This is a genomic window from Tardiphaga sp. 813_E8_N1_3 (assembly GCF_051811025.1).
Lineage (GTDB): Bacteria > Pseudomonadota > Alphaproteobacteria > Rhizobiales > Xanthobacteraceae > Tardiphaga.
Genome location: NZ_JBPWQE010000001.1, coordinates 4,737,940 through 4,764,854, shown reverse-complemented (window position 1 = coordinate 4,764,854; position 26,915 = coordinate 4,737,940). Strand labels below are relative to the sequence as shown.

Here is a 26,915-nt window from a genome sequence, read left to right as displayed (position 1 = left end):
AGACGTTCAATGCGTTTCACCTCCCTGATCGTCGAACTGATCCGCGCCCGGCCACGGCTGGTGTTCTGGATCGTTGTGTTGTGTCAGGCGGCGATCTGGCTGTTCGTGCCTCTGCTGCTTTATCGCGGCCCGCCGGGCGATCTCGCCACCGTGCTGGCCTATGGCCGGGAATATCAGGTCGGCACCCATATGGGTCCGCCGCTGGCGTTCTGGCTGGCCGACATCGCCTTCCGGGCCGCCGGCAATCACGTCTTCGGCGTGTATCTGCTGGCGCAAATCTGCGCTGTCCTGACCTTCCGCGCGGTCTATCAGCTGGGCAGCGCCATCGTCGGTGGCCCGCAGGCGGTGATCGCCGTGCTGCTGACGATGACGGTCACGGCCTTCAGTACGCCCGGCATCGAATTCGGCCCGCTGATTCTGGGGCGTCCGCTCTGGGCGATGTTCCTGCTGCATGCCTGGCTGGCGATAGGGCAGGGCCGTCGCAATGCCTGGTTCGCACTGTCGATCGAGGCTGGCCTGCTGCTGCTGACGACGCCCCATGCGATGTGGCTGCTGCCGCTGCCGCTCGTCTTCGGTCTCGCGACATCGCGCGGCAGGCGTAACCTTGCTTCGTTCGATCCGCTCTACGCGCTGCTGGTGATCGTCGTGCTGACATTGCCATGGGCGATGTGGGTGATCCGGGCCGGCGCGCCCGTGCTGCCGGCGCTCCCGCACCTGGACGATCTCGCCGGAAAGGCGCGGCAGTGGGCTATCCTGATCGCCTGGCTGCTTGCGGCCATCACGGGCGTGATCGTGCTCACGGTGATGAACTGGGGCCGCATCGTTCCGAAGGCCGAGGAAGCTCCGATCATCTTCCGCCCGCCGGTCGATCCGCTGGCGCGGGACTATGTGTTTTTCTTCGCGCTTGTACCCGGATTGCTCGGCAGTCTGTTCGCGGCGCTCTACGGCCTCGATCGCGTGGTTGGCGGTGCCGGCATCGCTCTGGTCATGTCGGGTCTCGCCGTCGTCGTGGCATCGGGCGATCTGATCGCGCTGCGGCGCCAGCGGATCCTGCGTAAGGTCTGGGCCTTTGCGATCATCGCGCCTGCGCTGGCAGCTTTCGCTAGTCTCGTGATTTTGCCATGGGTGGATGGCCCCGAGGATGTCACAGCGCTTCCCGCGCGCGAGATCGGGCGCTTCTTCGGTGAGAGTTTCGAACGTCGCACCAATCGTCCACTGTCGGCGGTCGCGGGCGATGCGCAACTGGCCGCTTTGATCGGCATGAGCGCGTCACGGCCGCATCTGCTGAACGATGCCGTGCCTTCGCGCACGCCGTGGATCACGCCAGCGAAGTTCGCCGAGACCGGCGGAGTCGTGGTGTGGCGCGCAGCAGATACGATCGGCACGCCGCCCGCGGATATCGCGCAGCGCTTTCCGGACCTTGTGGCGGAAGTGCCGCGCGCCTTCGAACGTCTGGTGAATGGCCGGCAGCCGTTGCTGCGGATCGGTTGGGCGATCGTGCGGCCGAAAGCGCCCTAGACGAAACGCCTTTGCTAGCTGGTCCTGCCCGATGGCGCTTCCAGCGCCTTCGCGATTGAGCGCAGATCCATCCAGGTCATCCGCTTATAAGACGGCGAGCGCAGCAGATAGGCCGGGTGAAACGTCGCCAGCGCTTTGATCTTGCGAGTGCCGGTGTCGTAGTCGACCCAGCGGCCGCGCGACTTCATGATGCCGTCGCGGGTCTGCAGCAGCGTCTGTGTCGAGGGATTGCCCAGCGTGACGAGGATGTCCGGATTCACCAGCTCGATCTGGCGCTGGATGAACGGAAGGCAGATCTGGGTCTCCTGCGGCGTCGGTGTGCGGTTGCCTGGCGGCCGCCATGGAATCACATTGGCGATATAAACATCGGTGCGCTTCAGGCCGATCGCGCGCATCATCAGGTCGAGCAGTTTGCCGGAGCGGCCGACAAAGGGCAGGCCCTCGATATCCTCGTCACGGCCCGGCGCCTCGCCGACAAACATGATCCGTGCCTGCGGATTGCCGTCGGCAAACACCAGCTGGGTCGCGGTCGATTTCAGGGCGCTGCCGTCGAATGTATCCAGCATGCCACGCAGCACCTCGAGCGAGGGGGCGGTGCGCGCGGCGTCGCGGGCGGCGGCAATCGCGACGTCCGGGGCGACCTCAACGCGGGCGGGTGGGCGTGGCGGGGGCGGCGGCATGCCATTCAGCGGTGGTCGCTTCGGCGCGCTGTCGGACAGCTCCCGGGCAGGCGGCGGGAGGTCGTCCGACAGCCGGTTCACCGGCTCATCCATCAATGCGCAATCGACCCCGGCCTCCAGATAAAAGGCGAGTAGTTGCGCAACGCTGGGATGGGGGTCAGGCGTCATGGCTGGAGGTCACAGGCATGCCGGCAATCTAGGCCGGATCGTTGCCCAGCGAAACGCCCTCTGTGCATTTAGGTGGTTGTTCTTCCGCGAAAAATCGGAAACAACACCCCTTAGAAGCGTTCTGAACGGGTTGGAAACGGGTCTGAGACGAGATTATGAGCACTGAAGAACTTCCGCCGCGCGAGTCCATGGAATTCGACGTCGTTATCGTCGGTGCCGGGCCCTCCGGTCTGTCGGCCGCGATCCGGCTGAAACAGCTCAATGCGGACCTGTCCGTCGTTGTGGTCGAAAAGGGTTCCGAAGTCGGTGCGCATATCCTCTCGGGCGCAGTGATTGATCCGGTCTCCCTCGACAAGCTGATTCCCGACTGGCGCGACGATGCCGACTGCCCGCTTAAGACCCAGGTGAAGGACGACCAGTTCATCCTGACCAGCGAGACCGGCGGCATCCGTTTGCCGAATTTCATCAATCCGCCGCTGATGAACAATCATCACTGCTACATCACCTCGCTCGGCATGGTGTGCCGCTGGCTCGGCGCCAAGGCTGAAGCGCTCGGCGTTGAAATCTATCCGGGTTTTGCGGCTGCCGAGACGCTGTATGACGAGAACGGAGCCGTGCGCGGTATCGCCACCGGCGACATGGGCATCGGCCGTGACGGCAAGCCTAAGGATTCCTTCACGCGCGGTATGGAACTGCTCGGCAAGTACACGCTGTTCGCCGAAGGCGCACGTGGTTCGCTGACCAAGCAGGTCATCGCCAAGTTCGCGCTCGACAAGGATTGCGAGCCCGGCAAGTTCGGTATTGGCCTCAAGGAAATCTGGCAGATCGATCCCGCCAAGCACAAGAAGGGCCTGGTCCAGCACACGCTTGGCTGGCCGCTCGACGACAACACCGGCGGCGGCTCGTTCCTGTACCACTACGACGACAACCTCGTGGCCGTCGGTTTCGTGGTGCACCTCAACTACGACAATCCGTATCTGTATCCGTTCGAGGAATTCCAGCGGATGAAGACCCATCCGATGATCCGCGACACCTTCGCCGGCGCCAAGCGCCTGGCCTATGGCTCGCGCGCGATCACCGAGGGTGGCTATCAGTCGGTGCCGAAGCTTGTGTTCCCGGGCGGCGCTCTGATCGGCTGCGCGGCGGGCTTCGTCAATGTGCCGCGTATCAAGGGCGTGCACAATGCGATGGCCAGCGGCATGCAGGCCGCGGAGCAGGTGTCGGCCGCGCTGGCCGCCGGTCGCGCCAATGACGAACTGACTGAATACGAGACCGGTTGGCGTGGTTCGGCGATTGGCGTGGACCTGCACAAGGTCCGCAACGTTAAGCCGCTGCTGTCCAAGTTCGGCAACCGGATCGGCATGCTACTGGCCGGTTTCGACATGTGGTGCAACACGCTGGGCTTCTCGCTGTTCGGCACGCTCAGCCATGCCAAGCCGGATCGAAAGACGCTCAAGCCGGCAAAAGAATACAAGCCGATCCCCTATCCGAAGCCGGACGGCAAGCTGACCTTCGATCGTCTGTCCTCGGTGTTCATGTCGAACACCAATCACGAGGAAGACCAGCCGATCCACCTCAAGGTTGCGGATATCGAGCTGCAGAAGAAGTCCGAGCATGACGTCTTTGCCGGCCCGTCGAACCGTTATTGTCCGGCAGGCGTCTATGAGTGGGTCGAGGAATCGACCGGCCCGCGCTTCCAGATCAACTCGCAGAATTGCGTCCACTGCAAAACTTGCGACATCAAGGATCCGAACGGCAACATCACCTGGGTTCCGCCGGAAGGTGGCGGCGGGCCTAATTACGAGGCGATGTAATAAGCGCCCGATTACGATTGTGTGAGCGGCCCCACCTGCCGGTGGGCCGCCACATGGGCTTGCTGTCACGATAACGCCACAGTGCGAGCGTTCTCAGGGGCAGTGGCGCAATCCGGCGGCCCAATTGCTGACAGGCTTCAAGGTGCCATTGGTGCGATCGCGCCCCCGATCCTTGCGATTGACCGCCAAACGCGGCATTGTTGGCACGCGCACTATTGCCGGGTCGGCTGCGCATCCGAGCCTGTCTTGCAGTCCTGCTCGCATTTTGCTCGATATCCTGCCCGTAAATCCTGGAGCTAGGCGAACCCTATGTTGTCCATCCGTTTCAATCGTTTGACGTTCGCTGCCGCCACGGTCGCCGTCCTCGCGATGCCCGGTCAGCTGCTGGCGCAAACCCCGGATCATACCGGCGATAGCTCGGCTGCCCAGTTTCCCACCTCCCGTGACCTGAAGTCGCTCACCACCGCCGGCAGTTATCTCGCCGCCCGCCATGCCAGCGTCGAGCGCGATGCCACCTCGGCTGCGGCGTTTTACCGCTCCGCGCTGCGCACCGATCCGAAGAACAATGAACTGCTCGATCGCGCTTTCATCTCCTCGCTCGCCGATGGCGATATCGATGAGGCCGTCAAGCTCGCCGATCGCATCCTGACCATCGACAAGTCGAACCGCGTCGCCCGTCTTGTGGTGGGTGTGCGTGATCTCAAGCTGAAGAAATACGCCGCCGCGCAGACCAATATCAACCAGTCGGTCCGCGGCCCGATCACCGACCTCGTTGCGACGCTGCTCTCCGCCTGGGCCGGCTACGGCGCCGGTGAGAGCAAGACGGCAATTGCCAATATAGACAAGCTGGCCGGTCCGGAATGGTATCCGATCTTCAAGGATCTGCATGCCGGCCTGATCCTCGATCTTGCCAACAAGCAGAAGGATGCGGGCGCCCGCTTCGAGCGCGCCTACAAGCTCGACGACTCCGCGCTGCGCGTGGTCGATGCCTATGGCCGCTGGACCTCGCGCAACAAGGACGATGCTGCGGCGCTCGGCATCTACGAGACCTTCAACAAGAAGCTCGCCCGTCACCCGCTGGTGCTGGAAGGTATCCGCGAGACCAAGGCTGGCAAGAAACTGGCACCGCTGGTCGACAGCCCGCAGGCTGGCGCTGCCGAAGCGCTTTATGGCATCGGCGCGTCGCTGACCCGCCGCGGCGGTGAAGACCTCGCGCTGGTCTATCTGCAGCTCTCGCTCTATCTCAAGCCGGACCACTCGCTGGCGCTGCTGTCGCTCGCCGACCTCTATGAGTCGGTGAAGAAGCCGCAGATGGCCATCAAGGTCTATGAGCGCGTGCCCGCCAATTCGGCGCTGAAGCGCAACGCGCAGATCCAGCAGGCCACCGATCTCGATGCGGCCGATCGCAGCGACGAAGGCATCAAGATTCTCAAGGGCGTCGTCGCCGACGATCCGAAGGATCTCGAAGCCATCATGGCACTCGGCAATATCGAGCGTGGGCGCAAGAAGTTCGCCGACTGCTCGGAGACCTATACCAAGGGCATCGACGTCATTTCCGCCAACCAGGACAAGCCGAACTGGGTGTATTTCTACTTCCGCGGCATCTGCCTGGAGCGTTCGAAGCAGTGGGCCAAGGCCGAAGTCGATATGCGCAAGGCGCTCGAATTGCAGCCCGAGCAACCGCATGTGCTGAACTATCTCGGCTATTCCTGGATCGATCAGGGCATCAACCTCGACGACGCCATGAAGATGATCAAGCGCGCCGTCGATCAGCGTCCGGATGATGGCTACATCGTCGACTCGCTCGGCTGGGCCTATTACCGCATCGGCAATTTCGATGACGCCGTGAAGCAGCTCGAACGCGCTATCGATCTTAAGCCGGAAGATCCGACCATCAACGACCATCTCGGCGATGCCTACTGGCGCGTCGGGCGCAAGCTCGAAGCCAAATTCCAGTGGCAGCACGCCAAGGATCTGAAGCCGGAAGCCGAAGAGATTCCGAAGATCGAGGCGAAGATGGAAAACGGTCTGTCGGACGAGCCATCGTCGTCGGCTGCATCCAACGACAAGAAAAAAGAAGACGGCAAAGGCGGCTAATTCCATGGTTGGGGGCATGACCGGCTCAACGAGCCCGGTTCTCGAAGAAGACGCGCGCGCCAAGGTCAATCTGACCCTGCGCGTCATCGGTCGTCGGGCTGACGGCTATCATGATCTCGAAAGCGTCGTGGCTTTTGCCGATTGCGCCGACAGATTGACGTTGGATGTCGGTGGCGACCTGTCGCTGATCGCGACCGGCCCGCGCGCTCTGGAATGCGGCGACACCGCCGACAATCTCGTCATCAAGGCTGCGCGCCTGCTGGGTGAGCGCGTCGAAGGCCTTACGTTCGGGCGCTTTGCGCTCGACAAGCATTTGCCTGTTGCCGCCGGAATCGGTGGCGGTTCGGCGGATGCTGCTGCGGCGCTGCGTCTTCTGGCGCGCGCCAACAATCTCGAAATGGACGATCCGCGCGTGCTTGAAGTGGCGCGTCTCACCGGCGCCGATGTGCCGGTCTGCGTGCCGTCGCACGCCTGCGTGATGACGGGCGTCGGCGAAAATCTGCTGCCGCTCAGCATTCCGCGTTTGCCCTGCGTGATGGTCAATCCGCGCGTGCCGGTGGCGACAAAGGATGTGTTCAAGGAGCTCGGCCTGAAGAACGGCGAACTCCGTGTCGGCGTAAAGGACGTGTTGAAGCGCGCCACCTGGCCGAATGAAGACGGTTCGCTCGATGCCTGGATCGATGCGCTCAATGCCGGAACCAACGATCTCGAAGCGCCCGCGCTGAAGGTTGAGCCAGTGATTGATACGGTGCTGTCGGCCTTGCGTGACGCTGAAGGTGTCCGGTTGGCCCGCATGTCGGGCTCTGGCGCGACCTGCTTTGCGCTGTTTAGCAATGACACCGATGCGCAGCGCGCAGCCGGTGCCATTCAACTCGCCCACCCGCTGTGGTGGGTGCATGCCGGCGCGCTGAGCTAACGCGCCGAGCGCAGCACTAGCTGCTCCAGCCGGCGCTGTGGCCGCCATCTACCGTGTAGATCACGCCCGTCGTGTAACCGGCGCGATCTGACGCGAGAAATGTCATCATGTCGGCGATCTCACGCGGCTTCGCGGCGCGACCTAGCGGCAAGCCTTGCTGCAATTCCCGGAAGCGGTTCTCGTCACCCAATTGGGTCTTGGCGCGCGTCTTCATCAGCGTGACGTGACGCTCGGTTTCCACCGGGCCAGGATTGATGCCGACGACGCGGATATTATCCTTTAAGCTCTTGCCGCCCAGCGCCCGCGTAAAGGCCATCAGCGCCGCATTGCCGGCGCTGCCGCAGATGTAATTGGCATCGAACTTCTCGCCGGCAGCGCCGATGTCGTTGACGATCACGCCATGACCGCGCGCCTTCATCTGCGCATAGACGAGGCGCGTCAGATTGATGAAGCCGAACACTTTAAGGTCCCAGGCATGGCGCCAGGTCGGCTCGTCGATCTTGTCGATGGCGCCGCCGGGAATATCGCCGGCATTGTTGACGAGAATGTCGATGTCGCCGGCGGCAGCCGCCAGCGCGGCGAGGTCATCCGGCTTGCGCAGATCGACGCCATGCACGGCGACATCGATCTGGTGGCTGGACCGCAATCGGTCCGCCAGCGCCTGCATCTGCTCGACATTGCGGGCGGCGAGGCGGAGATCGCAGCCTTCTTCAGCAAACGCTTCCGCGGCCGCCGCGCCGATACCCTTGGATGCGCCCGTGATCAGGACGCGCTTGCCGCGCAAATGAAGATCCATGGAATGCCTCTGGATTGCAGGAGGGGTGTCTGCGACAGAGTTAGGCCCCTGCGGCAAAAGCGGTCAACATTGCAGTGCAGCGTTGATCGCGGGCCGGGATTGGTCCACATCTGAGCCCGAATTACTGGCGAAGGAAACCTGCTCGTGAGCGCACAAAAAGAATATCGGATCGCAGTCATCCCCGGCGACGGCATCGGCAAGGAAGTGATGCCGGAAGGCCTGCGCGTCCTTGAAGCGGCAGCGAAAAAGCATCGCGTGAAGGTGCATTTCGATCACTACGATTTCTCGTCCTATGACTATTACGAGAAGCACGGTCAGATGATGCCGGACGACTGGAAGGCGCAGATCGGCAAGCACGATGCGATTTATTTCGGCGCTGTCGGCCTGCCGGCGAAAATTCCGGATCACATTTCGTTGTGGGGCTCGCTGATCAAGTTCCGCCGCGAATTCGATCAATACGTCAATCTGCGCCCGGTGCGCTTGATGCCCGGCGTGCCGTGTCCGCTGGTGGGACGTAAGCCGGGCGACATCGACTTCTGGGTGGTGCGCGAGAACACCGAGGGCGAATATTCATCCGTCGGTGGCCGCATGTTCCCGGACACCGACCGCGAATTCGTCACTCAGCAGACGGTGATGACCCGCACAGGCGTCGATCGCATCCTGAAATTCGCGTTCGATCTCGCCCAGTCGCGGCCGAAGAAGCACCTGACTTCGGCGACCAAGTCCAACGGCATTTCGATCACGATGCCCTATTGGGATGAGCGCGTGAAGGCGATGGGCGCCAACTATCCCGACGTGAAGTGGGACCAGTATCACATCGATATTCTCACTGCGAATTTCGTGATGCATCCGGACTGGTTCGACGTCGTGGTTGCTTCCAACCTGTTCGGCGACATCCTCTCTGATCTCGGCCCGGCCTGCACCGGCACCATCGGCATCGCACCGTCCGGCAACATCAACCCGACTGGCGATTTCCCGTCGGTGTTCGAGCCGGTGCATGGCTCGGCGCCGGATATTGCCGGGCAGGGCATTGCGAACCCGATCGGTATGATCTGGTCCGGCGCGATGATGCTGGAACATCTCGGCGAGAAGGCTGCCGCGGATTCCATCGTCAAGGCGATCGAACGCGCCCTCGAAGAGCGGACGCTGCGGACGCGCGATCTCGGCGGTCAGGCCGATACAGGCGCTTGCGGCAAGGCCGTCGCGGAGATGATTGAATAAGCTCCTGCCACTGACACGCAAAAAAATGCCCGGCTTCATGCCGGGCATTTTCGTTTCAGGGGGCTCGAAGATTAGGCGGCAATCCGCCGGCAATGCTTCCACGCCGCCGCGATCAGATTCTCGCTCGCCTCGGGCGTGCGGAACGCTGAATGCGCCGATAGCGTCACGTTCGGGATCGTCGTCAGCACATGGCCTGCCGGCAACGGCTCGATGTCGAAAACGTCGAGACCAGCATGACGCAAGTGACCGGACCTTAGCGCTTCGATCATCGCGGCTTCATCGACCACCGCCCCGCGCGCGGTGTTGATGAGGATCGCACCCTTCTTCATCTGGCCGATGCGCTCGCGGGTGATCATGCCGCGGGTCTCGTCGTTCAGCAGCAGATGGATCGAGACGACGTCGCTCTTGGCCAGCACTGTCTCCATGTCGGTGAATTCCACGCCGGAATGGGACTTCGGCGAGCGATTCCAGGCCAGCACCTTCATGCCCGAGCCGAGCGCAATGCGTGCGACTTCCGCGGCGATGCCGCCGAAGCCGATCAGGCCGATGGTCTTGCCCGTCAGTTCCATGCCTTCATCGCGCAGCCAGTTGCCGGCCCGCATCTCACGGTCTTGCTGAGCAAGGCCGCGCGCGGCAGCCCACATATGCGCAATGGCGCATTCGGCGACGGCGGTATCGCCATAGCCGCGGATCAGGTGCACCTCGATCCCCAGCGCACCAAGCTCCTCGATATGCATATAGCTGCGCGCGCCGGTGCCGAGAAACACGACATGCTTCAGGCCGGTGCACTGTTTGGCCACGTCGGTCGGCAGATAGGTGTGGTCGACGATGGCGATCTCGGCACCATCCAGCACGCCGGGCAGGTCGGCGGGCTTGATGTCTTCATCGCGGTTGATCTTGACTGCGATGTCGCCCGGCTCCGTCAGCCGTTCCAGAATCTTCGCCAGCTCTTCACTGGCATCGACGAATACGCCCCGCATTCTTGTCCCCTGTCTCTCGTTACTTCGATGCGACGCCGGCGAGCGCCAGCACCGTATGCATCAATACATTAGTGCCGGCGGCGCAATCTTCCTGCGTCGAGCTTTCCAGCTCGTTGTGGCTGATGCCGTCCTTGCTCGGGATGAATACCATCGCCGTCGGCATGATGTTGTTGAGGTTGCAGGCGTCGTGGCCGGCGCCAGAGGTGATGCGACGGTGCGAGTAGCCGAGCGACGTCGCAGCGGTCTCAACCGCATCGACGAAGTCCTTGTTGAAGTGCGTCGGCGGCTTGTGCCAGACCTTGTCGAAGGCGACGTCGACCTTGCGGTGCGCGGCGATCTCCTTGATGGCATCGCGTACGCCTTTCTCGATGGCGTCCAGCTTGCCGGCGTCGGCGCTGCGCAGATCCATAGTGAAGGCGATCTCGCCGGGGATCACGTTGCGCGACGGATTGGCGATCACGGCTTCGCCGATGGTGCCGAGCGCGCCGATGTTGCTGACGACACGTTCAGTGGCCAGCACGATCTCCGACAAAGTTGCTAGCGCATCCTTGCGCAGTGGCATCGGCGTCGAACCCGCATGGCTCTCGAAGCCGGTGATCTTGCCGTCGAACCACAGCACGCCCTGGCCGGAATCGACAACGCCGATGGTCTTGCTTTCGGCCTCCAGGATCGGGCCCTGCTCGATATGCAGTTCGACGAAGCCGGAGAATTTCTGCGTGCCCACCGGCACGTCGCCGCGATAGCCGATCTCGTCGAGCGCTTCGCCAACGGTGACACCTGCAATGTCCTTGCGCGACAGAATATCGTCGGTGGTGAAGTCGCCGACATAGGCGGCGGAGGCCATCATCGCCGGCGCAAAGCGCGAGCCCTCTTCATTGGTCCAGTTGGCGATGCAGATAGGCATGTCGGTCTCGATGCCGGCATCATTCAGCGTGCGGACGACCTCGAGTGCGCCAAGCACGCCGAGAATGCCGTCGAACTTGCCGCCGGTCGGCTGGGTATCGAGATGCGAACCGACGCCGATCGGTGCCTTCGACATATCGCGGCCCTTGCGCAGCGCGAACATCGAACCGAGGGCGTCGACATGCACCTCCAGGCCGGCATCCTCGCAGGCTTTGCGAAACCAGTTGCGCACCAGCTTGTCTTCAGGCCCGAGCGTCAGGCGTCGTACGCCGCCTTTCGGCGTGCCGCCGAATTTCGCTGTCTCGTTGATCGTATCCCAGAGCCGCGCGGAATCGATTTTGAGGTTGTCGCCAAGCTTGGTCATGCGGTCTGTCCCGAGAAGTTTGTGTTGAAGAGGCCAGCTTTTCAATGACCCGACGATGCCGGCTCGTCAACCAATGGGCTGTTCTGCGCCAGTTGCGCAGCAATGCCTGCGACGAGTTCGATCGCGGCCGTGTCGGGTGACGCGAGCCAGCTTGCCGAAAATGTCAGCGGCTGGAGCTGCAGGTTGGTATTGAGCAATTGCAGCCGTCCGTCCGCGAGTTCGTTCTCGATGATGGCTGTCGGGATCAGTGCGATGCCTAAGCCCTCAATCGCCATATGCATCACGGTAGACAGCGACGCGCTGGCGTGCAGCCGGATCGGTGGCAGGTCGGGCCGGTTGAACAGCGAGCGCGCGATCTCGTAGGGCCGGGTCTTGCGCGAGAAGGTGATGATGGGAAATTTCGCGAGGTCATGGATCGAGAGCAGATCATTGCCGAGCCCGAGTGAGGGGCTGGCGAGAAAGCCGACGGGGTAGTCGCACAGCACACGGTTGCGAATGTTGGATGTTGAAAGCGGTCCGAGCACAAAAGCGAGATCAATCTCCTGTGCCTGCAACCGCGCGTTCAGGTTCGGCGTGATGTCGACCTCGATTTCGAGCGACAGATTCGGATACGAGATGTTGACGTGCTTGATCAGCCGCGTCAGCAAAGTGTGGACGATGGTTTCGGCGACGCCGAGCCGCAGCACGCCGCGCATTGCCGAGCGATCGCCAACCGCCGCCATCATCTCCGAGCGCAGGCCGATCAGCTTTTCGGCATAGACCAGCATCTGCCGTCCGGCCGGCGTCGGCGAGGCGATACGGCGGTCACGCTGCAGAAGCCGGACACCCATCTCGTGCTCAAGCTGCGCGATGCGTTGGGAGATCGCCGGCTGGGTGGTGTTGAGCTTCTGGGCGGCGCCGCGGAAGCTGCCGAGATTGACGACCCAGAGAAAGGTCTCCAGCGCCTTGAAGTCCGCCATGGATACAATCCGGCTTTCGATAAGTAGAATTTATGTATGCTGATTAAAAACAACGATTAGACATTATACTAGCCCTGAGTTTCAGTGCGTGTCGAGGCAGAATTAGGCAGGGCACCAAGATGGCTATTTCTTCGGCAGCGCAGCAAAGCGACGATGGATCCTCGGATTTGCCCAGCGTGGTCGCTCGCCGCGAATATCGCGCCGGCAAATATGGCAGCACCGCCGGCGTCGCTCCCGGATACGTCCAGGGAAATCTGGTCATCTTGCCGGAAGCCCAGGCCGCAGCCTTTCATCGCTTCTGTCAGCTCAATCCGAAGCCGTGCCCGATCATCGGCATGTCGGATGTGGGCAATCCCAGCATTCCCGCCCTCGGTCTCGATCTCGATATCCGGACTGACATTCCGCAATATGTCGTCTGGAAGGACGGCGAGGCGATCGATCGACCTTACGAGGTGACCAAGTACTGGCGCGACGATCTCGTGTCTTTCGTCATCGGATGTTCGTATTCGTTCGAAGAAGCCATGATGGCCGATGACCTGCCGATCCGTCATATCGAGCAGGATGTTCTGGTGCCGATGTATCGCACCAACATTCCATGCAAGTCCGCAGGTCCCTTCGCCGGGCCGATGGTGGTGTCGATGCGGCCGCTGAAGCCCGCCGATGCGATCCGTGCCGTGCAGATCACTTCGCGTTTTCCGGCCGTGCACGGTGCGCCGGTACATCTGGGTCTGCCGCAGTCGATCGGCATCAAGGATATCAACAAGCCCGATTACGGCGATGCGGTGCACATCAACGATGACGAGATCCCGGTGTTCTGGGCCTGTGGCGTGACGCCGCAAGCCGTCATTGCTGCAGCGCGTGTGCCGTTCGCTATTACGCATGCGCCGGGTGTCATGCTCGTCACGGACCTGAAGAATAAGCATTTGGCTGTTTTATAAGAAGCAGCTTGCCGATCTTTCGGGCTTTACCGTAACCTTGATTAGTTTCATCGATAGCCGCCGGTCACAAAGGATAAAGACATGACGATTTCTCGCCGAAACGTGTTGCTCGGAGGCGCTGCTTCCGCTGCGCTGCTGCCTCTCGCCAAGCCTGCGCGCGCACAGGTCAAGGAAGTTGTGATTGGCGTGATTTATCCGCTGTCCGGCGCCAGCGCGCAGATCGGCGTCGACGCGCAGAAGGCTTTCGAAACGGCTGCCGACATCATCAACAAGGATTACGATTTCGCGCTGCCGATGGCGAAGGGCGAAGGCTTCTCCGGTCTTGGTGGCGCCAAGGTGCGTCTCGTATTCGCCGACCATCAGGCTGATCCGCAGAAGGGCCGCGCTGAAGCCGAGCGTCTCATCACCCAGGAGAAGGTCTCGGCCATCGTCGGTACCTACCAGAGCGCCGTCGCCGTCACCGTCAGCCAGATCTGTGAACGGTACCAGATCCCGTTCCTGTCGGCCGATAACTCGTCGCCGAGCCTGCATCGTCGTGGTTTGAAGTACTACTTCCGCGCCGCTCCGCATGACGAAATGTTCTCGACCGCGATGTTCGACTTCTTCGATGCACTGAAGAAGAAGGGCCAGAAGATCGAGACGCTGGCGCTGTTCCACGAAGATACCATTTTCGGTACCGACTCGGCCAACGCACAGCTCAAGCTCGCTGCTGACCGCGGTTACAAGATCGTCGCCGACATCAAGTATCGCGCCAATTCGCCGTCACTCACTGCCGAAGTGCAGCAGCTCAAGGCTGCCAATGCCGACGTGCTGATGCCCTCGAGCTACACCACCGATGGCATCCTGCTCATCAAGACTATGGGCGAACTCGGCTACAAGGCCAAGAACATCGTCGCACAGGACGCCGGCTTCTCCGAGAAGGCGCTGTATGATGCGGTCGGCGACAAGATTCCGGGCGTGATCTCGCGCGGTTCTTTCTCGCTCGATCTCGCCGCCAAGCGTCCGATGGTCGGCAAGATCAACGACATGTTCAAGGAGAAGTCCGGCAAGGACTTCAACGATTATTCGTCGCGCCAGTTCATGGGCCTGATCGTGATGGCCGATGCCATCAACCGCGCCAAGTCCACCGATGGCGAGAAGATCCGCGAAGCGCTGGTCGCCACCGACATGCCGGGCGAAAGCACGATCATGCCGTGGGCCAAGGTCAAGTTCGACGAGTTGGGCCAGAACAACAACGCCGACCCGGTGCTACTGCAGTATAATGGCGGCAAGTTCGTCACCATCTTCCCGCCGCAGGCCGCCGTGGCGGATGCGATCTGGCCGATGCCGTAAGGCAGTCTCATACTCGGTGTCGTCCCCGCGAAAGCGGGGACCCATACGCTCCGAAGAATTGGTCTGGACATAGCCTCTCCGCCGTCGCTCATCGTGACGGCGGAGGTTATGGATCCCCGCTCCTCGCACGCCTCCGGCGTGCTAGGCGGGGATGACATCTGAGAGTGTTGGCGTCTTATCGCCACGCTCTGACGACTTGAGAAGGGGAAGCCTTTGACCGCCGCGACCATCATCCAGAGCCTTGCCAGCGGATTGCTGATGGGGCTGCTCTACGGCCTGCTTGCGGTCGGCCTCGCGCTGATCTTCGGCCTGATGGACGTCACCAACTTCGCCCATGGCGAATTCCTGATGTTGGCGATGTACCTCACCTTCTTCCTGTTCATGTTCTGGGCTGTCGACCCGCTGCTGTCGATCCCGATTGTCGCCGCAGGCATGTTCGTATTCGGCGCAGTCATCTATCTTGTCGTCATACGGTTTGCGATGCGGGCCAAGGCCAATATCGGCATGGTGCAAATTTTTGCGACCTTCGGCCTCGCGATCCTGATGCGCGGCCTCGCGCAGTTCTTCTTTACCCCGGATTATCGCAGCATCCCGGCATCGTTCCTCGGCGGCAAGACCATCTCGATCTTCGGCGTGTTTCTGCCGGTGCCGCAACTGGTCGGCGCGCTGATCTCGATCGCCGCCTTCGGTGCCCTCTACTTCTTTATGAAGAAGACCGATTTCGGCCGCGCGCTCGAAGCGACCCGTGAGGATGCCGGTGCCGTGGCGCTGGTCGGCATAGACAAGAACAAGGTGTTTGCCCTCGGCTGGGGCCTCGGTTCCGCGCTGATCGGTCTCGCCGGCGGCGTGATGGCGATCTTCTTCTACATCTATCCCGACGTTGGCGCGTCCTTTGCGCTGATCGCTTACGTCACCGTGGCGCTCGGTGGCTTTGGCAGCGTGTTCGGCGCGTTCGCGGGCGGCATCATCGTCGGTCTGGTCGAGGCGACCACGGCGATGATCCTGCCGCCGTCGCTCAAATCGGTCGGCATCTATGCCGTCTATCTCCTCGTTGTCTTTGTCCGGCCGCGCGGCCTGTTCGGATCGATCTGATGGACAGCTTTACCCAACGTCGCCGCCGCGACCTCATCCTCGCCGCCGCGCTTGCAGCCATTGCCGCCTGCGTGCCGTTCTTCGTCAAGGACGTCTATGTCCAGAACATCATGGTGCTGACCCTGATGTATGCGGCACTGTCGCAGGCCTGGAATATCCTTGGCGGCTATTGCGGCCAGATCTCGCTCGGCCATGCGCTCTATTTCGGCCTCGGTGCCTATACGACGGCGCTGCTGTTCACCAAATTCGGCGTGCTGCCGTGGTTTGGCATGCTCGGCGGCGGCATCATCTCCGCGCTGATCGCGCTCGCCTTGGGCTATCCGACCTTCCGCCTGCGCGGCCATTATTTCGTCATCGCCACCATCGTCATCGCCGAAATTGGCTTCCTGCTGTTCCACAATTGGGACTATGCGGGTGCGGCGCTCGGCATCGACATCCCGGTACGCGGCGATAGCTGGGCCAAGTTCCAGTTCACCCGCAGCAAGCTGCCCTTCTACTACTTCGCCCTCGTGTTCTGCTGCGTCGCCTGGTTCATCACCTGGTGGCTGGAAGACTCCAAATGGGGCTTCTGGTGGCGCGCGGTGAAGGACAATCCCGATGCGGCCGAGAGCCTCGGCGTCGTGGTGTTCAATTCCAAGATGGGCGCCGCTGCCGTATCGGCCTTCCTCACCGCGATCGGCGGCGCGTTTTACGCGCAATTCGTCTCCTATATCGATCCCGAAAGCGTCATGACCTTCCAGTTCTCGCTGCTGATGGCGCTGCCGGCGGTGCTAGGTGGGATCGGCACGCTATGGGGACCCGTGCTCGGCGCCGTCATCCTGATCCCGATGACTGAGCTCACGCGCTCCTTCATCGGCGGCTCCGGTCGCGGCGTCGATCTCATTCTGTATGGTGCGGTGATTGTGGTGATCTCGTTGGCGCGGCCAGATGGTCTGATCGGCCTGTTCTCGCGCCGCCCGGCCTCGAAGGGAGTGCCGCAATGAGTGCGCCTCTGTTAGAGACCCGCGGTGTTTGGCAGCGCTTCGGCGGCCTGATCGCCAATAGCGACGTGTCGATCTCGGTCGGTACTGGCGAGATCGTCGGCCTGATCGGCCCGAATGGTGCCGGCAAGTCCACGCTGTTCAACCTGATCGCCGGCGTATTGCCGCCGACGCAGGGAACGATCTGGTTCGACGGCAAGGACGTCACGAGCCTACCCGCGGCCGAGCGTTGCGCGCTCGGCATTGCACGCACGTTCCAGGTCGTGAAGAGCTTCGAGACGATGACGGTCATCGACAACGTCATTGTCGGTGCGTTGATCCGCAATGACAAGATGCGCGACGCTCGCCGCAAGGCGCATGAGGTGCTCGAGTTCTGCGGCCTCGCCCCGCGAGCCGACAAGCTCGCGCGCGATCTCATTCCGTCGGAGAAACGCCGGCTTGAAGTCGCGCGTGCGCTGGCCACCGAGCCGAAGCTCCTGATGCTCGACGAGTGTCTTACCGGGCTCACGCCACTTGAGGCGCAGTCCGGCGTGGCATTGGTGCGCAAGGTCCGCGAGACCGGCGTCACCGTGCTGATGGTCGAACACGTCATGGAAATCGTGATGCCGCTGGTCGACCGCGCCATCGTGCTCAATCTCGGCAAGAAGCTTGTCGAGGGCAAACCCACCGATGTCGTGCGGCATCCGGAAGTCATCAGCGCTTATCTCGGGGATCGTCATGCTGTCGGTGCGTGAAGCCACCACCGCCTATCAGGGGCTGGTCGCCATTTCGGACGTCACCATCGACGTCGCCAAGGGCGAGATCGTCGCTGTCTGCGGCGCCAATGGCGCCGGCAAGTCGACGCTGATCAAGACCATCGCCGGCGCAGAGCGTCCGCGTTCGGGCACCGTCACCTTCGACGGTGAGCAGATCAACGGCATCGCGCAGCATCTCATCACGGCGCGGGGCCTCGCTTATGTGCCGGAAAACCGCCGGCTGTTTCCGCGGCTGTCGGTGCACGACAATCTCCGGCTCGGCAGTTACATGTATCGCGGTAAGGCCGACCGCGACGAGCCGTTGAAGCTGGTGTTCGAACTGTTCCCGCGTCTGTCGGAACGGCTTGAGCAGCGCGCCGAGACACTATCCGGGGGCGAGCAGCAAATGCTGGCCATCGGCCGCGCGCTGATGACCCGGCCGCGGCTCCTGATGCTCGACGAGCCCTCGCAGGGCATCATGCCGAAGCTGGTCGATGAGATCTTCCAGGCCGTCGTCAAGATCCGCAGCACCGGCATGACCGTGCTGATCGTCGAGCAGCGCATGGCCGAAGTGCTGGAGATCGCCGACCGCGCCTACATCCTGCAGACCGGCCGCGTCCAGATGCAGGGCAAGGCGTCGGAGATCGCGACCAATCCGGATGTGCGGAAGGCTTATCTGGGGCTGTAAGTTGTCGAAGGACGTGGGCGACTAGTGCCCATGTCCATCATGATCCGGCAGCACCAGCCCGAACGTCGCCACCAAGTCCTTCACTTGCGCCGGCGTCAGGTGCCGCGGGTTGAGCCCGCGCAGCAGCAGATAGAGCTTCGCGGTTTCTTCGAGTTCCTCGATGGCGTAGACCGCCGCCTCCAGAGTGTCGCCGGACACGACCGGGCCGTGATTGGCCAGCAGCACGGATGAATATTTGCCGGCGAGGCCCTTGATGGCATCGGCGACCGCCGGATCGCCCGGCCGATAATACGGCACCAGGGCCGTCGCGCCGCATTTCATCAGGTAATAGGGCGTCATCGGCGGCAGCGCGGCGCGGGGATCGATCTCCGGCAGCATCGACACCGCCACCGAATGGGTCGAATGCAGATGCACCACGGCGCGGGCGGCGCTGCGGGTCTCATACAGTGCCGTATGCAGCGGAACCTCTTTGGTCGGTGCATCGCCAGATATGAGGCGGCCGTTGCTGCCGAGGCGCGACAGCCGGGCCGGATCGAGTGAGCCCAGTGACGCATTGGTCGGGCTCACGAGCCAGCCGCCATCATCGCAGCGCACACTGATATTGCCTGATGAGCCCGGCGTCAGCCCTCGGTCGAACAGCGAGCGGCCGAGCCGGCAGATCTCTTCACGTAGCTTTGTGTCAGTCACCGGATGTCCTCGGTCTTTTCTTGGCATTTCCTCGTGATGCTTTTTCCCACGCTTTGGCATGATGGCCAAGCCGTGTTACCGAGAGGCAAGGCCGCCTCAAGCTGGCCATCGAGGACCCCTAGGGAATTGCCGCATGTCACCTGCATCTGAAAAACCAAGTTCTGAGAAATCACGCGTCGCCGTTATTGGTCTGGGGTCGATGGGCTATGGCATGGCCCTGTCGCTCAAGAAGGCTGGCTTCACGGTGACCGGCTGCGACGTCTCGGCGGATGCGGTGAAGCGCTTCGTGGCTGACGGAGGGCAGGGCGCTGATACCCCGGCCGGCGCAGCGCAGGGCGCAGATATCGTCATCAGCGTCGTCGTCAATGCGGCGCAGACGGCGACCATCCTGTTTGGGACGGATGGCGTTGCCGAAACACTGCCGAAAGGTGCGGTATTCGTATCGTCCGCGACGATGGATCCCGATGTCGCCCGCCGTCTCGCTGGGGATCTCGAAGCCACAGGCCGACATTACCTCGATGCCCCGATCTCCGGCGGTGCACAGCGCGCGGCGCAGGGTGAACTCACCATTCTCGCCTCTGGCAGCGAGGCTGCCTTTGCCAAGGCGCGGCCGGCGCTCGATGCGATGGCCGCCAAGCTCTACGAACTCGGTGATGCCGCCGGGCAGGGCGCCGCTTTCAAGATGATCAACCAGCTCCTTGCGGGCGTACATATCGCCGCCGCCTCGGAAGCCATCGCCTTCGCGGCCAAGCAGGGTCTTGATATCCGCAAGGTCTACGAGGTGATCACCGCCTCCGCCGGCAACTCTTGGATGTTCGAGAATCGCATGCCGCATGTGCTCGATGGCGATTACACGCCGCGCAGCGCGGTCGATATCTTCGTCAAGGATCTTGGCATCATCCAGGACATGGCACGAACCGCCAAATTCCCGGTGCCGGTCTCGGCTGCGGCATTGCAGATGTTCCTGATGACCTCGGCCTCCGGCATGGGCCGCGATGACGATGCCTCGGTGGCGCGGATGTATGCCAAGGTCACCGGTACCAAGCTGCCGGGCGAACCGAATTAAGAACACGAGGACGATCGATGCCCCGCTTCGCTGCCAATCTCAGCATGATGTTCAACGAACATGCCTTCCTCGATCGCTTTGATGCAGCGGCCAAGGCCGGCTTCACGGCGGTGGAATTCCTGTTTCCCTATGAGCATCCACCGGAAGCGATCGCCGAACGGCTCGAGCGCAACGGCTTGAAGCAGGTGCTGTTCAATCTGCCGCCGGGCGACTGGAATGCCGGCGAAAAGGGTTTTGCCGCACGTCCCGACAAGTTCGATGAGCTCCGGCAGAGCATTCACACGGCACTGCCTTACGCCCTGGCCACCAATGTCCGCCGCCTGCACATGATGGCGGGTCTCGCCGATCGCAAGGATCCGAAGGCCGTTGCGGCCTTCCGCAAATCCGTTGAATGGGCCGCGAATTTTCTCGGCGAACATGGCGTCGACGTGGTGATTGAGCCGATCAACCCGCGCGACGTGCCCGGCTATTTTCTCAACGACTTTATGTTCGCGCGCGACATCATCGCTGACATGAAGATTCCGAATCTCGGGTTGCAGTTCGATATCTATCACTGCCAGATCATTCACGGTGACGTCACGATGCGGCTGCGCGAGATGCTGCCGTGGATCGGGCATATCCAGATCGCCAGCGTGCCGTCGCGTAACGAGCCGTCCGGCGAGGAGCTGAACTATCCGTTCCTGTTCGATGAACTCGATCGGATCGGCTATGACAATTATATCGGCTGCGAATATCGGCCTGCCGGTGATACGGTCGCAGGACTCGGCTGGTTCAAGCCCTATGCCGGAGTGAAAGCATGACGCTGGCGCTGGGCTGCATAGCTGACGACTACACTGGTGCGTCCGATCTGGCCAACACGCTGACCCGCTGCGGTCTGCGCACCGTGCAGACCATCGGCATTCCTGCTGATGATCTGCAGTTGCCGGACGTCGATGCCGTTGTCGTGTCGTTGAAGAGCCGCTCGATCGCGGCCAGCAAGGCGGTCGAGAAATCGCGCGCCGCCGAAAAATGGATGCGCAGCCGTGGCGCGGATCATGTGCTGTTCAAGATTTGCTCGACATTCGACTCCACCGATGCCGGCAATATCGGCCCGGTGATGGACGCGTTGCGGATCGATTCCGGTGACAATATCGTGCTGGTGACGCCGGCATTCCCCGAGACCGGCCGCACGGTCTATCAGGGCAATCTGTTCGTTGGCTCGGTGCCGCTGAACGAGAGCCCGCTGAAGGATCACCCGCTCAATCCGATGCACGACTCTAATCTGGTGCGCGTGCTGGCGCGCCAGAGCGCGACCAATATCGGGCTGGTCGATCTCGGAGTTGTCGCCTGCGGCGCCGATGTGGTGCGGACGCATCTCGACGGGCTGTCGGAGAGTGGCTTTGGCGCGGCGATCATCGACGCTGTGTTCGCCAGCGACCTGGAAACCATCGGTGCGGTCGCCCTGGGTCATCGCGTCTCTGTCGGTGCATCCGGCATGGGCCTTGGTCTCGCGCGTGCACTGGTTGCGTCCGGCCGCGTCAAGCCGAATGCGGTGACCTCGATCAAGGACACGCCTGTGGGCGGCGCTGCAGCTTGTCTGGCTGGCAGTTGTTCGCAGGCGACGCTGCAGCAGATCGCGCGCGCCGAACAGGTGATGCCGGTGCTGCATCTCGATCCCGAGCAGGTGATTGCTGGCGGTGCCGAAGTGCAGCGCGCACTCGGTTGGGCGAAGGAGCGGTTGGCCAAGGGGCCGGTCCTGATCGCCAGCAGTTCGACGCCGGATCAGGTGACGGCGCTGCAAAAGCGCCATGGCCGCGATGCCGCGGGGCATGCCATCGAGCAGGCGATGGCCGATCTCGCTGAAGGTCTCGTCCGGGCCGGCGTGCAACGCCTCGTGGTGGCTGGCGGTGAGACCTCCGGTGCCGTTGTGGATCGTTTGGGCATTCCGGGTTTTCTGGTCGGTGAGGAAATCGCCGCCGGTGTGCCGGTGTTGCGCGCCGTCGGTGCGGCGGAGCGCCAGATGCTGCTGGCGCTGAAGTCCGGCAATTTCGGTGGACCGGCTTTTTTTGAAGATGCGCTTGCCCTGATGACATAATGGGTGTCGCCCAATCCAGGGGCGACAGGCTGCCCGAATAGGCAGGGCGTTGCTCTCGCCGCGCGCATTACAGATAGTTCATCTTGACCGGTCCGTGACATCTTCGGCGCCGTGGGCCGTAATAGCGTCTCTTTAAGCCTAAAACTGTTGTGCAGACGCCACGGCGGCCCGGAAACAATTAACAATACCGCCGAAGTGAATTGCAGTGAGGCTTCGCGCGTTAGCTATTTTGTCGCAGGTCGGGTAAATCTGCTGGCGTAGGCAGGCGCGAGGACCGCCGGTTCGCAGCCCCTCATGCAAAGAGGATTGCCCGTTCATTCATGAACCGAGCCGATAAGCTTATGCCGGCCCGGCTCACTAATCGGATGCGGACGATCTCTCTAAACAGATGAATTCGATCGTGGGCAGGCGGGTTTCCGCAATGCCCCTCTCGTCAATGTATCGAGGACTACCCGTTCATGATCTCGTTGGTGCGTATTGCTCTGACCCGGCCTTACACCTTTGTGGTGCTGGCCCTGCTGTTGCTGATTGTCGGGCCGCTGGCCGCGCTTCGCACGCCAACCGATATTTTCCCTGATATTCGCATTCCGGTCATCGGAGTGGTCTGGCAGTATACCGGCCTCCCTCCGGATCAGATGTCCGGCCGTATCACCACGCCGTTCCAGCGTGCGCTCACCACCACCGTCAATGACATCGAGCACATCACCGCCAATTCCTATGCCGGCTTCGGCATCATCAAGATATTCTTCCAACCCAATGTGGATATCCGCACCGCCAATGCGCAGGTCACCGCGATCTCGCAGACACTGATCAAGCAGTTGCCGCCCGGCGCCACGCCGCCGTTGATTCTGAATTACTCAGCTTCGACGGTTCCGATCATCAACGTTGCTCTGTCAGGCGATGGTCTCACAGAACAGAACCTCGCCGACATCGGCATCAATCAGTTGCGCACGCCGCTGGTCACCGTGCCAGGTGCCGCGATCCCATATCCGTTCGGCGGCAAGCAGCGCCAGATCCAGATCGACCTCAATCCCGGCGCGCTGCAGGCGCGCAGTCTCTCGGGCCAGGATGTCGCCAATGCACTGGCGGCGCAGAACTTGATCACGCCGGTCGGCACGCAGAAGATCGGCGAGTTCGAATACACGATCAATCTCAACAACTCGCCGCTGAAGATTGAAGAGCTCGGTCGGTTACCGATCAAGAGCGTCAACGGCGCCATGGTCTATGTGGATGACGTCGCTACCGTGCGCGACGGTAATCCGCCGCAGACCAATATCGTGCATGTGGATGGCAATCGCTCGGTGCTGATGCAGGTGCTGAAGGCCGGTTCGGTTTCGACGCTGGATATCATATCCGGCATCAAGCAGAAGGTGATCGATTATCGCGCCGCGCTGCCGGACGCGTTGAAGATCAGCTATATCGGTGACCAATCCGGCTTCGTGCGCGGCGCCATCGAGGGCGTGGCCGTGGAAGGCGTTATTGCGGCCTTGCTGACGTCGGTGATGATCCTGCTGTTCCTCGGCAGCTGGCGTTCCACCGTCATCATCGCGGTGTCGATCCCGCTGGCGGTGCTCGGCGCCATCATCATGCTGTCGATGATTGGCGAAACGCTTAACATCATGACGCTGGGCGGTCTGGCGCTTGCGGTCGGCATTCTCGTCGACGACGCCACGGTGACCATCGAGAACATTAATTACCATCTCGAGCAGGGCAAGGACGTCGAAACCTCGATCATGGACGGCGCGGCGCAAATTGTGACGCCGGCTTTCGTATCGCTGCTGTGTATCTGTATCGTGTTCGTGCCGATGTTCTTCCTCAACGGCATCGCGCGCTTCCTGTTCGTGCCGATGGCCGAAGCGGTGATGTTCGCGATGGTCTGGTCGTTCCTGCTGTCGCGCACGCTGGTGCCGACCATGGCCAAGTATCTGCTGCAGCCGCATGTCCATCATGAGGGCGAGAAGCCGCCGACCCGCAATCCACTGGTGCGTTTCCAGCGTGGCTTCGAGGCCGGCTTCGAGCGTATCCGCGGCGGCTATCATGGTCTGCTGGATATGGCGCTGGCGCGGCGCCCCGTTTTTGTGATCGGCTTCCTCGGCGTCGTCGGCGTGTCGTTTCTGCTGGTGCCGTTCCTTGGTCGTAACTTCTTCCCGTCGGTCGATGGCGGCGCCATCCTGATGCATGTCCGCGCCCAGGTTGGCACCCGCATCGAGGAAACCGCCAACCAGTTCGCGGACATTACCAAGGCGGTGCGCAAGATCATTCCGCCGGATCAGATCGAGACCATGACCGACAATATCGGCATGCCCGTATCTGGCATCAATCTGACCTATAACAACACCGGCGTGATCGGCCCGCAGGATGGCGACTTCCAGATCAAGCTGAAGGAAGGCCACAGGCCGACCGAAGAATATGTCCGGCAACTGCGCGAACAGCTGCCGCGTCAATTCCCCGGCGTCAGCTTTGCCTTCCTGCCGGCGGATATCGTTAGTCAGATCCTGAACTTCGGTGCGCCGGCGCCGATCGACCTGCAGATCCGCGGTGCCAACCTGGCGGCGAATTTTGAATATGCGAACAAGCTGCTCGGCAAGATCCGTCGGATCCCGGGCATTGCCGATGCGCGCATCCAGCAGTCGCCGAACAATCCCGGCTTCAACATCGATGTGGATCGCACCCGTGCGCAATATGTCGGCCTGACCGAGCGCGATGTCACCAACAGCCTCGTGGTCAACCTCGCCGGTTCATCGCAGGTCGCGCCGACCTATTATCTCAATCCCGATAACGGCGTGTCCTATTCGATCGTGATGCAAACGCCACAATACAAGCTGGATTCGCTGGGCGCGCTGGAAACGCTGCCGATCACGGCAGTGAATGCCAGCAACAATACGCCGATGCTCGGCGGCATAGCCAATATCAATCGCTCGGTCTCGAATGCCGTGGTGTCGCAATATGACATCCAGTCCATGGTGCAGATCTATGCCACCACGCAGGGCCGTGATCTCGGCTCCGTGTCCAACGATATCTACAAGGCGCTGGAAGAAACCAGGGCGGATGTGCCGAAGGGCAGCAATGTGGCGCTGCTCGGTCAGGTGCAGACCATGAACAGCGCCTTTGCCGGCCTGTTGTTCGGCCTGCTCGGCGCCATCGTGCTGATCTATCTCTTGATCGTCGTGAACTTCCAGTCCTGGTCCGATCCGTTCGTGATCATCACCGCGCTGCCGGCGGCATTGGCCGGCATCGTCTGGATGCTGTTCACGACGCAGACGACGCTGTCGGTTCCGGCATTGACCGGCGCCATCATGTGTATGGGCGTCGCCACCGCCAACTCGGTGCTGGTGATTTCCTTTGCCCGCGAGCGCTATGCGATCCTCGGCGATCCCATCAAGGCTGCGTCCGAAGCCGGTTTCGTCCGGTTCCGCCCGGTACTCATGACGGCGCTGGCCATGATCATCGGTATGGCGCCGATGGCTCTGGGCCTCGGCGAGGGCGGCGAGCAGAATGCGCCACTTGGCCGCGCTGTCATCGGCGGCCTGATTTTTGCTACCATCGCTACGCTGATGTTCGTGCCGGTGGTTTTCAGCATGGTTCACAAGAAACAGCAGCCCGAAAATCAGCCTGTGGCTGATGTGGCTACCTCGGAGACGTTGCATGCCCACTGAGCAGACCCCCCCGGTGTCACGCCGCAAGCTCGGCCTGGTCGGAGTGATCGGCCTCGTCGCGGCGGGCGCCATTGTCGTCACCGGCATCATGGCCCGCGCCAAGACGGAAACCGAGCTGAAGGCCTGGACCGACGATCAGGCGATCCCGACCGTCGCGGTGGCTCCGCCAGATGCGCGCGTGCTCAGTGCCACGCTCGATCTGCCGGGTCGGCTCGAAGCCTATTACCGCGCGCCGATTTTTGCCCGCGTCTCCGGCTATCTGAAGAACTGGAGCGCCGATATCGGCGCGCAGGTTAAAGCCGGTCAGGTGATCGCCGAGATCGAGGCCCCGGACCTCGATCAGCAGTTGCTGCAGGCCCGCGCTGACCTCGTCAGCCAACAGTCCAGCGCCAAACTGTCCGAAGCGACGCTGAACCGCCGCAAGACACTGGTCGCGTCGAATTTCGTCTCGGCGCAGGAAATCGACGAACGTACCGCCGATCTGAACAACAAACGCGCCGCCGTGAATTCCGGCCAAGCTAATGTCGAGCGTCTGGAAGCGCTGGCCGGTTATAAGAAGATTTCCGCGCCGTTCGATGGCGTCGTGACCCAGCGCAACACCGACGTCGGCGCGCTGATCTCGGGCGGCACCGGTACCGGCGCCGCGATGTTCGTGGTGTCCGACATCAAGAAGCTGCGCGTCTATGTCGACGTGCCGCAGAGCTATGTGCCGGCGATCAGGGTTGGTGCCAAGGCGATCATCAGCGTGCCCGATCATCCGAACAAGACATTCCCCGCCACGGTGGAGGCCTCATCGCAGGCTGTCGATGTGGCGTCGGGCACCACGCGCATGCAGCTCGTGCTCGACAATCCGAGCGGCGAGTTGCTGCCGGGCGGCTATGCGAATGTGAAGATGAGCTTGGCGCGAGATTCCGCGCCGCTCCATGTTCCGGCCTCAGCGCTGATTTTCAACAAGAGCGGCATGCGCGTTGCGACCGTTGGGCCGGACGACAAGATCCTGTTCAAGACCGTGACGATCGCCCGCGACCTCGGCCGCGACATCGAACTCGGATCTGGCATTACCGCGGACGATCGTATCGTCATCGCGCCGCCGGATGGCCTCAACGACGGCGACAAGGTCCGCATTACCGGCGGCAGCGCGCCGAAGAGCGGCAAGCCGACGGCAGAGACGGACAAGAAGGAAGTGAAGGGCTAGGGCGTTGACGCCTCGCTATGCCGGGCTCGTATGCCCGGTATAGCACCCCTGCGTTTA

General features: G+C 62.1%; 22 protein-coding genes. 16 read left to right on the top strand and 6 right to left on the bottom strand.

The features are described from left to right. Positions 1–9 precede the first annotated feature (9 nt). Positions 10–1,518, top strand: coding sequence for a glycosyltransferase family 39 protein (locus AB8A33_RS22595; protein WP_439094808.1), 1,509 nt, complete (start codon positions 10–12; stop codon positions 1,516–1,518). A 14-nt stretch (positions 1,519–1,532) separates the two neighbouring features. Here the strand turns inward: AB8A33_RS22595 and AB8A33_RS22590 are convergent, their stop codons facing one another. Beyond that, positions 1,533–2,366, bottom strand: a complete 834-nt coding sequence (locus AB8A33_RS22590; RefSeq protein WP_439094807.1) for a uracil-DNA glycosylase — start codon at positions 2,364–2,366, stop codon at positions 1,533–1,535. 155 nt (positions 2,367–2,521) lie between these two features. On the opposite strand from AB8A33_RS22590, the gene AB8A33_RS22585 reads away from it, so the two are divergent. The 3 genes from AB8A33_RS22585 to AB8A33_RS22575 all read left to right on the top strand — a co-directional run bounded on the left by AB8A33_RS22585 (position 2,522) and on the right by AB8A33_RS22575 (position 7,193). After that, positions 2,522–4,180: an electron transfer flavoprotein-ubiquinone oxidoreductase gene (locus AB8A33_RS22585; protein WP_439094806.1), complete on the top strand. Its 1,659-nt coding sequence runs from the start codon at positions 2,522–2,524 to the stop codon at positions 4,178–4,180. 309 nt (positions 4,181–4,489) lie between these two features. Next, on the top strand, positions 4,490–6,277 hold the full coding sequence (locus AB8A33_RS22580) for a tetratricopeptide repeat protein (RefSeq protein ID WP_439094805.1): 1,788 nt from the start codon (positions 4,490–4,492) through the stop codon (positions 6,275–6,277). Positions 6,278–6,293: 16 nt separating this feature from the next. Continuing rightward, the gene (locus tag AB8A33_RS22575; protein WP_439094804.1) at positions 6,294–7,193 is read left to right on the top strand and encodes a 4-(cytidine 5'-diphospho)-2-C-methyl-D-erythritol kinase; all 900 of its coding nucleotides are present in this window, start codon (positions 6,294–6,296) and stop codon (positions 7,191–7,193) included. 16 nt (positions 7,194–7,209) lie between these two features. On the opposite strand, the gene AB8A33_RS22570 is transcribed toward AB8A33_RS22575, so the two are convergent. After that, on the bottom strand, positions 7,210–7,989 hold the full coding sequence (locus AB8A33_RS22570) for an SDR family oxidoreductase (protein ID WP_439094803.1): 780 nt from the start codon (positions 7,987–7,989) through the stop codon (positions 7,210–7,212). Between the two features lie 144 nt (positions 7,990–8,133). Between AB8A33_RS22570 and AB8A33_RS22565 the strand changes: the two genes are divergently transcribed. Beyond that, positions 8,134–9,210: a tartrate dehydrogenase gene (locus tag AB8A33_RS22565; protein ID WP_439094802.1), complete on the top strand. Its 1,077-nt coding sequence runs from the start codon at positions 8,134–8,136 to the stop codon at positions 9,208–9,210. 71 nt (positions 9,211–9,281) lie between these two features. On the opposite strand, the gene AB8A33_RS22560 is transcribed toward AB8A33_RS22565, so the two are convergent. Genes AB8A33_RS22560 through AB8A33_RS22550 form a run of 3 tightly spaced genes read right to left on the bottom strand, consistent with a single transcriptional unit; the run spans position 9,282 to position 12,416 of the window. Then, on the bottom strand, positions 9,282–10,190 hold the full coding sequence (locus AB8A33_RS22560) for an NAD(P)-dependent oxidoreductase (protein WP_439094801.1): 909 nt from the start codon (positions 10,188–10,190) through the stop codon (positions 9,282–9,284). A 19-nt stretch (positions 10,191–10,209) separates the two neighbouring features. Next, complete coding sequence (locus AB8A33_RS22555; protein ID WP_439094800.1) at positions 10,210–11,457, bottom strand: Zn-dependent hydrolase; 1,248 nt, start codon at positions 11,455–11,457, stop codon at positions 10,210–10,212. Positions 11,458–11,498: 41 nt separating this feature from the next. Then, positions 11,499–12,416: a LysR family transcriptional regulator gene (locus tag AB8A33_RS22550; RefSeq protein ID WP_439094799.1), complete on the bottom strand. Its 918-nt coding sequence runs from the start codon at positions 12,414–12,416 to the stop codon at positions 11,499–11,501. Between the two features lie 119 nt (positions 12,417–12,535). Here AB8A33_RS22550 and AB8A33_RS22545 point away from each other — a divergent pair, with 119 nt between their 5' ends. The 6 genes from AB8A33_RS22545 to AB8A33_RS22520 all read left to right on the top strand — a co-directional run bounded on the left by AB8A33_RS22545 (position 12,536) and on the right by AB8A33_RS22520 (position 18,180). After that, positions 12,536–13,354, top strand: coding sequence for a putative hydro-lyase (locus AB8A33_RS22545; protein WP_439094798.1), 819 nt, complete (start codon positions 12,536–12,538; stop codon positions 13,352–13,354). Positions 13,355–13,435: 81 nt separating this feature from the next. Further along, entirely contained in the window at positions 13,436–14,686 is a 1,251-nt protein-coding gene (locus tag AB8A33_RS22540) for an ABC transporter substrate-binding protein (RefSeq protein WP_439094797.1), read from the top strand. Positions 14,687–14,944: 258 nt separating this feature from the next. Then, the gene (locus AB8A33_RS22535; RefSeq protein WP_439096009.1) at positions 14,945–15,778 is read left to right on the top strand and encodes a branched-chain amino acid ABC transporter permease; all 834 of its coding nucleotides are present in this window, start codon (positions 14,945–14,947) and stop codon (positions 15,776–15,778) included. Next, on the top strand, positions 15,778–16,761 hold the full coding sequence (locus tag AB8A33_RS22530) for a branched-chain amino acid ABC transporter permease (protein ID WP_170849756.1): 984 nt from the start codon (positions 15,778–15,780) through the stop codon (positions 16,759–16,761). Before AB8A33_RS22535 ends, AB8A33_RS22530 begins: the two co-directional genes overlap by 1 nt. Then, positions 16,758–17,492, top strand: coding sequence for an ABC transporter ATP-binding protein (locus AB8A33_RS22525; RefSeq protein ID WP_439086464.1), 735 nt, complete (start codon positions 16,758–16,760; stop codon positions 17,490–17,492). The genes AB8A33_RS22530 and AB8A33_RS22525 overlap by 4 nt, the downstream gene beginning before the upstream one ends. Then, positions 17,476–18,180, top strand: a complete 705-nt coding sequence (locus AB8A33_RS22520) for an ABC transporter ATP-binding protein (protein ID WP_439094796.1) — start codon at positions 17,476–17,478, stop codon at positions 18,178–18,180. Before AB8A33_RS22525 ends, AB8A33_RS22520 begins: the two co-directional genes overlap by 17 nt. Before the next feature lie 21 nt (positions 18,181–18,201). On the opposite strand, the gene otnC is transcribed toward AB8A33_RS22520, so the two are convergent. Then, complete coding sequence (gene otnC, locus AB8A33_RS22515; RefSeq protein ID WP_439094795.1) at positions 18,202–18,867, bottom strand: 3-oxo-tetronate 4-phosphate decarboxylase; 666 nt, start codon at positions 18,865–18,867, stop codon at positions 18,202–18,204. Between the two features lie 133 nt (positions 18,868–19,000). Here otnC and ltnD point away from each other — a divergent pair, with 133 nt between their 5' ends. The 5 genes from ltnD (at position 19,001) to AB8A33_RS22490 (ending at position 26,858) form a co-directional block, all read left to right on the top strand. Continuing rightward, complete coding sequence (gene ltnD / locus AB8A33_RS22510; protein ID WP_439094794.1) at positions 19,001–19,933, top strand: L-threonate dehydrogenase; 933 nt, start codon at positions 19,001–19,003, stop codon at positions 19,931–19,933. 17 nt (positions 19,934–19,950) lie between these two features. Then, the gene (gene otnI, locus AB8A33_RS22505) at positions 19,951–20,733 is read left to right on the top strand and encodes a 2-oxo-tetronate isomerase (protein WP_439094793.1); all 783 of its coding nucleotides are present in this window, start codon (positions 19,951–19,953) and stop codon (positions 20,731–20,733) included. Then, positions 20,730–22,007, top strand: a complete 1,278-nt coding sequence (gene otnK / locus AB8A33_RS22500; RefSeq protein ID WP_439094792.1) for a 3-oxo-tetronate kinase — start codon at positions 20,730–20,732, stop codon at positions 22,005–22,007. The genes otnI and otnK overlap by 4 nt, the downstream gene beginning before the upstream one ends. A 458-nt stretch (positions 22,008–22,465) precedes the next feature. Beyond that, entirely contained in the window at positions 22,466–25,663 is a 3,198-nt protein-coding gene (locus AB8A33_RS22495; protein WP_439094791.1) for an efflux RND transporter permease subunit, read from the top strand. Further along, positions 25,653–26,858, top strand: a complete 1,206-nt coding sequence (locus AB8A33_RS22490) for an efflux RND transporter periplasmic adaptor subunit (RefSeq protein ID WP_439094790.1) — start codon at positions 25,653–25,655, stop codon at positions 26,856–26,858. Before AB8A33_RS22495 ends, AB8A33_RS22490 begins: the two co-directional genes overlap by 11 nt. The last annotated feature ends 57 nt before the right edge of the window (positions 26,859–26,915 follow it).

Bases quoted from the DNA above. Each gene is read 5' to 3' on its own strand.
- AB8A33_RS22595 (WP_439094808.1), top strand. From the start codon at position 10: ATGCGTTTCACCTCCCTGATCGTCGAACTGATCCGCGCCCGGCCACGG.
- AB8A33_RS22590 (WP_439094807.1), bottom strand. From the start codon at position 2,366: ATGACGCCTGACCCCCATCCCAGCGTTGCGCAACTACTCGCCTTTTAT.
- AB8A33_RS22585 (WP_439094806.1), top strand. From the start codon at position 2,522: ATGAGCACTGAAGAACTTCCGCCGCGCGAGTCCATGGAATTCGACGTC.
- AB8A33_RS22580 (WP_439094805.1), top strand. From the start codon at position 4,490: ATGTTGTCCATCCGTTTCAATCGTTTGACGTTCGCTGCCGCCACGGTC.
- AB8A33_RS22575 (WP_439094804.1), top strand. From the start codon at position 6,294: ATGACCGGCTCAACGAGCCCGGTTCTCGAAGAAGACGCGCGCGCCAAG.
- AB8A33_RS22570 (WP_439094803.1), bottom strand. From the start codon at position 7,989: ATGGATCTTCATTTGCGCGGCAAGCGCGTCCTGATCACGGGCGCATCC.
- AB8A33_RS22560 (WP_439094801.1), bottom strand. From the start codon at position 10,190: ATGCGGGGCGTATTCGTCGATGCCAGTGAAGAGCTGGCGAAGATTCTG.
- AB8A33_RS22555 (WP_439094800.1), bottom strand. From the start codon at position 11,457: ATGACCAAGCTTGGCGACAACCTCAAAATCGATTCCGCGCGGCTCTGG.
- AB8A33_RS22550 (WP_439094799.1), bottom strand. From the start codon at position 12,416: ATGGCGGACTTCAAGGCGCTGGAGACCTTTCTCTGGGTCGTCAATCTC.
- AB8A33_RS22545 (WP_439094798.1), top strand. From the start codon at position 12,536: ATGGCTATTTCTTCGGCAGCGCAGCAAAGCGACGATGGATCCTCGGAT.
- AB8A33_RS22540 (WP_439094797.1), top strand. From the start codon at position 13,436: ATGACGATTTCTCGCCGAAACGTGTTGCTCGGAGGCGCTGCTTCCGCT.
- AB8A33_RS22535 (WP_439096009.1), top strand. From the start codon at position 14,945: ATGGGGCTGCTCTACGGCCTGCTTGCGGTCGGCCTCGCGCTGATCTTC.
- AB8A33_RS22530 (WP_170849756.1), top strand. From the start codon at position 15,778: ATGGACAGCTTTACCCAACGTCGCCGCCGCGACCTCATCCTCGCCGCC.
- AB8A33_RS22525 (WP_439086464.1), top strand. From the start codon at position 16,758: ATGAGTGCGCCTCTGTTAGAGACCCGCGGTGTTTGGCAGCGCTTCGGC.
- AB8A33_RS22520 (WP_439094796.1), top strand. From the start codon at position 17,476: ATGCTGTCGGTGCGTGAAGCCACCACCGCCTATCAGGGGCTGGTCGCC.
- ltnD (WP_439094794.1), top strand. From the start codon at position 19,001: ATGTCACCTGCATCTGAAAAACCAAGTTCTGAGAAATCACGCGTCGCC.
- otnI (WP_439094793.1), top strand. From the start codon at position 19,951: ATGCCCCGCTTCGCTGCCAATCTCAGCATGATGTTCAACGAACATGCC.
- otnK (WP_439094792.1), top strand. From the start codon at position 20,730: ATGACGCTGGCGCTGGGCTGCATAGCTGACGACTACACTGGTGCGTCC.
- AB8A33_RS22495 (WP_439094791.1), top strand. From the start codon at position 22,466: ATGATCTCGTTGGTGCGTATTGCTCTGACCCGGCCTTACACCTTTGTG.
- AB8A33_RS22490 (WP_439094790.1), top strand. From the start codon at position 25,653: ATGCCCACTGAGCAGACCCCCCCGGTGTCACGCCGCAAGCTCGGCCTG.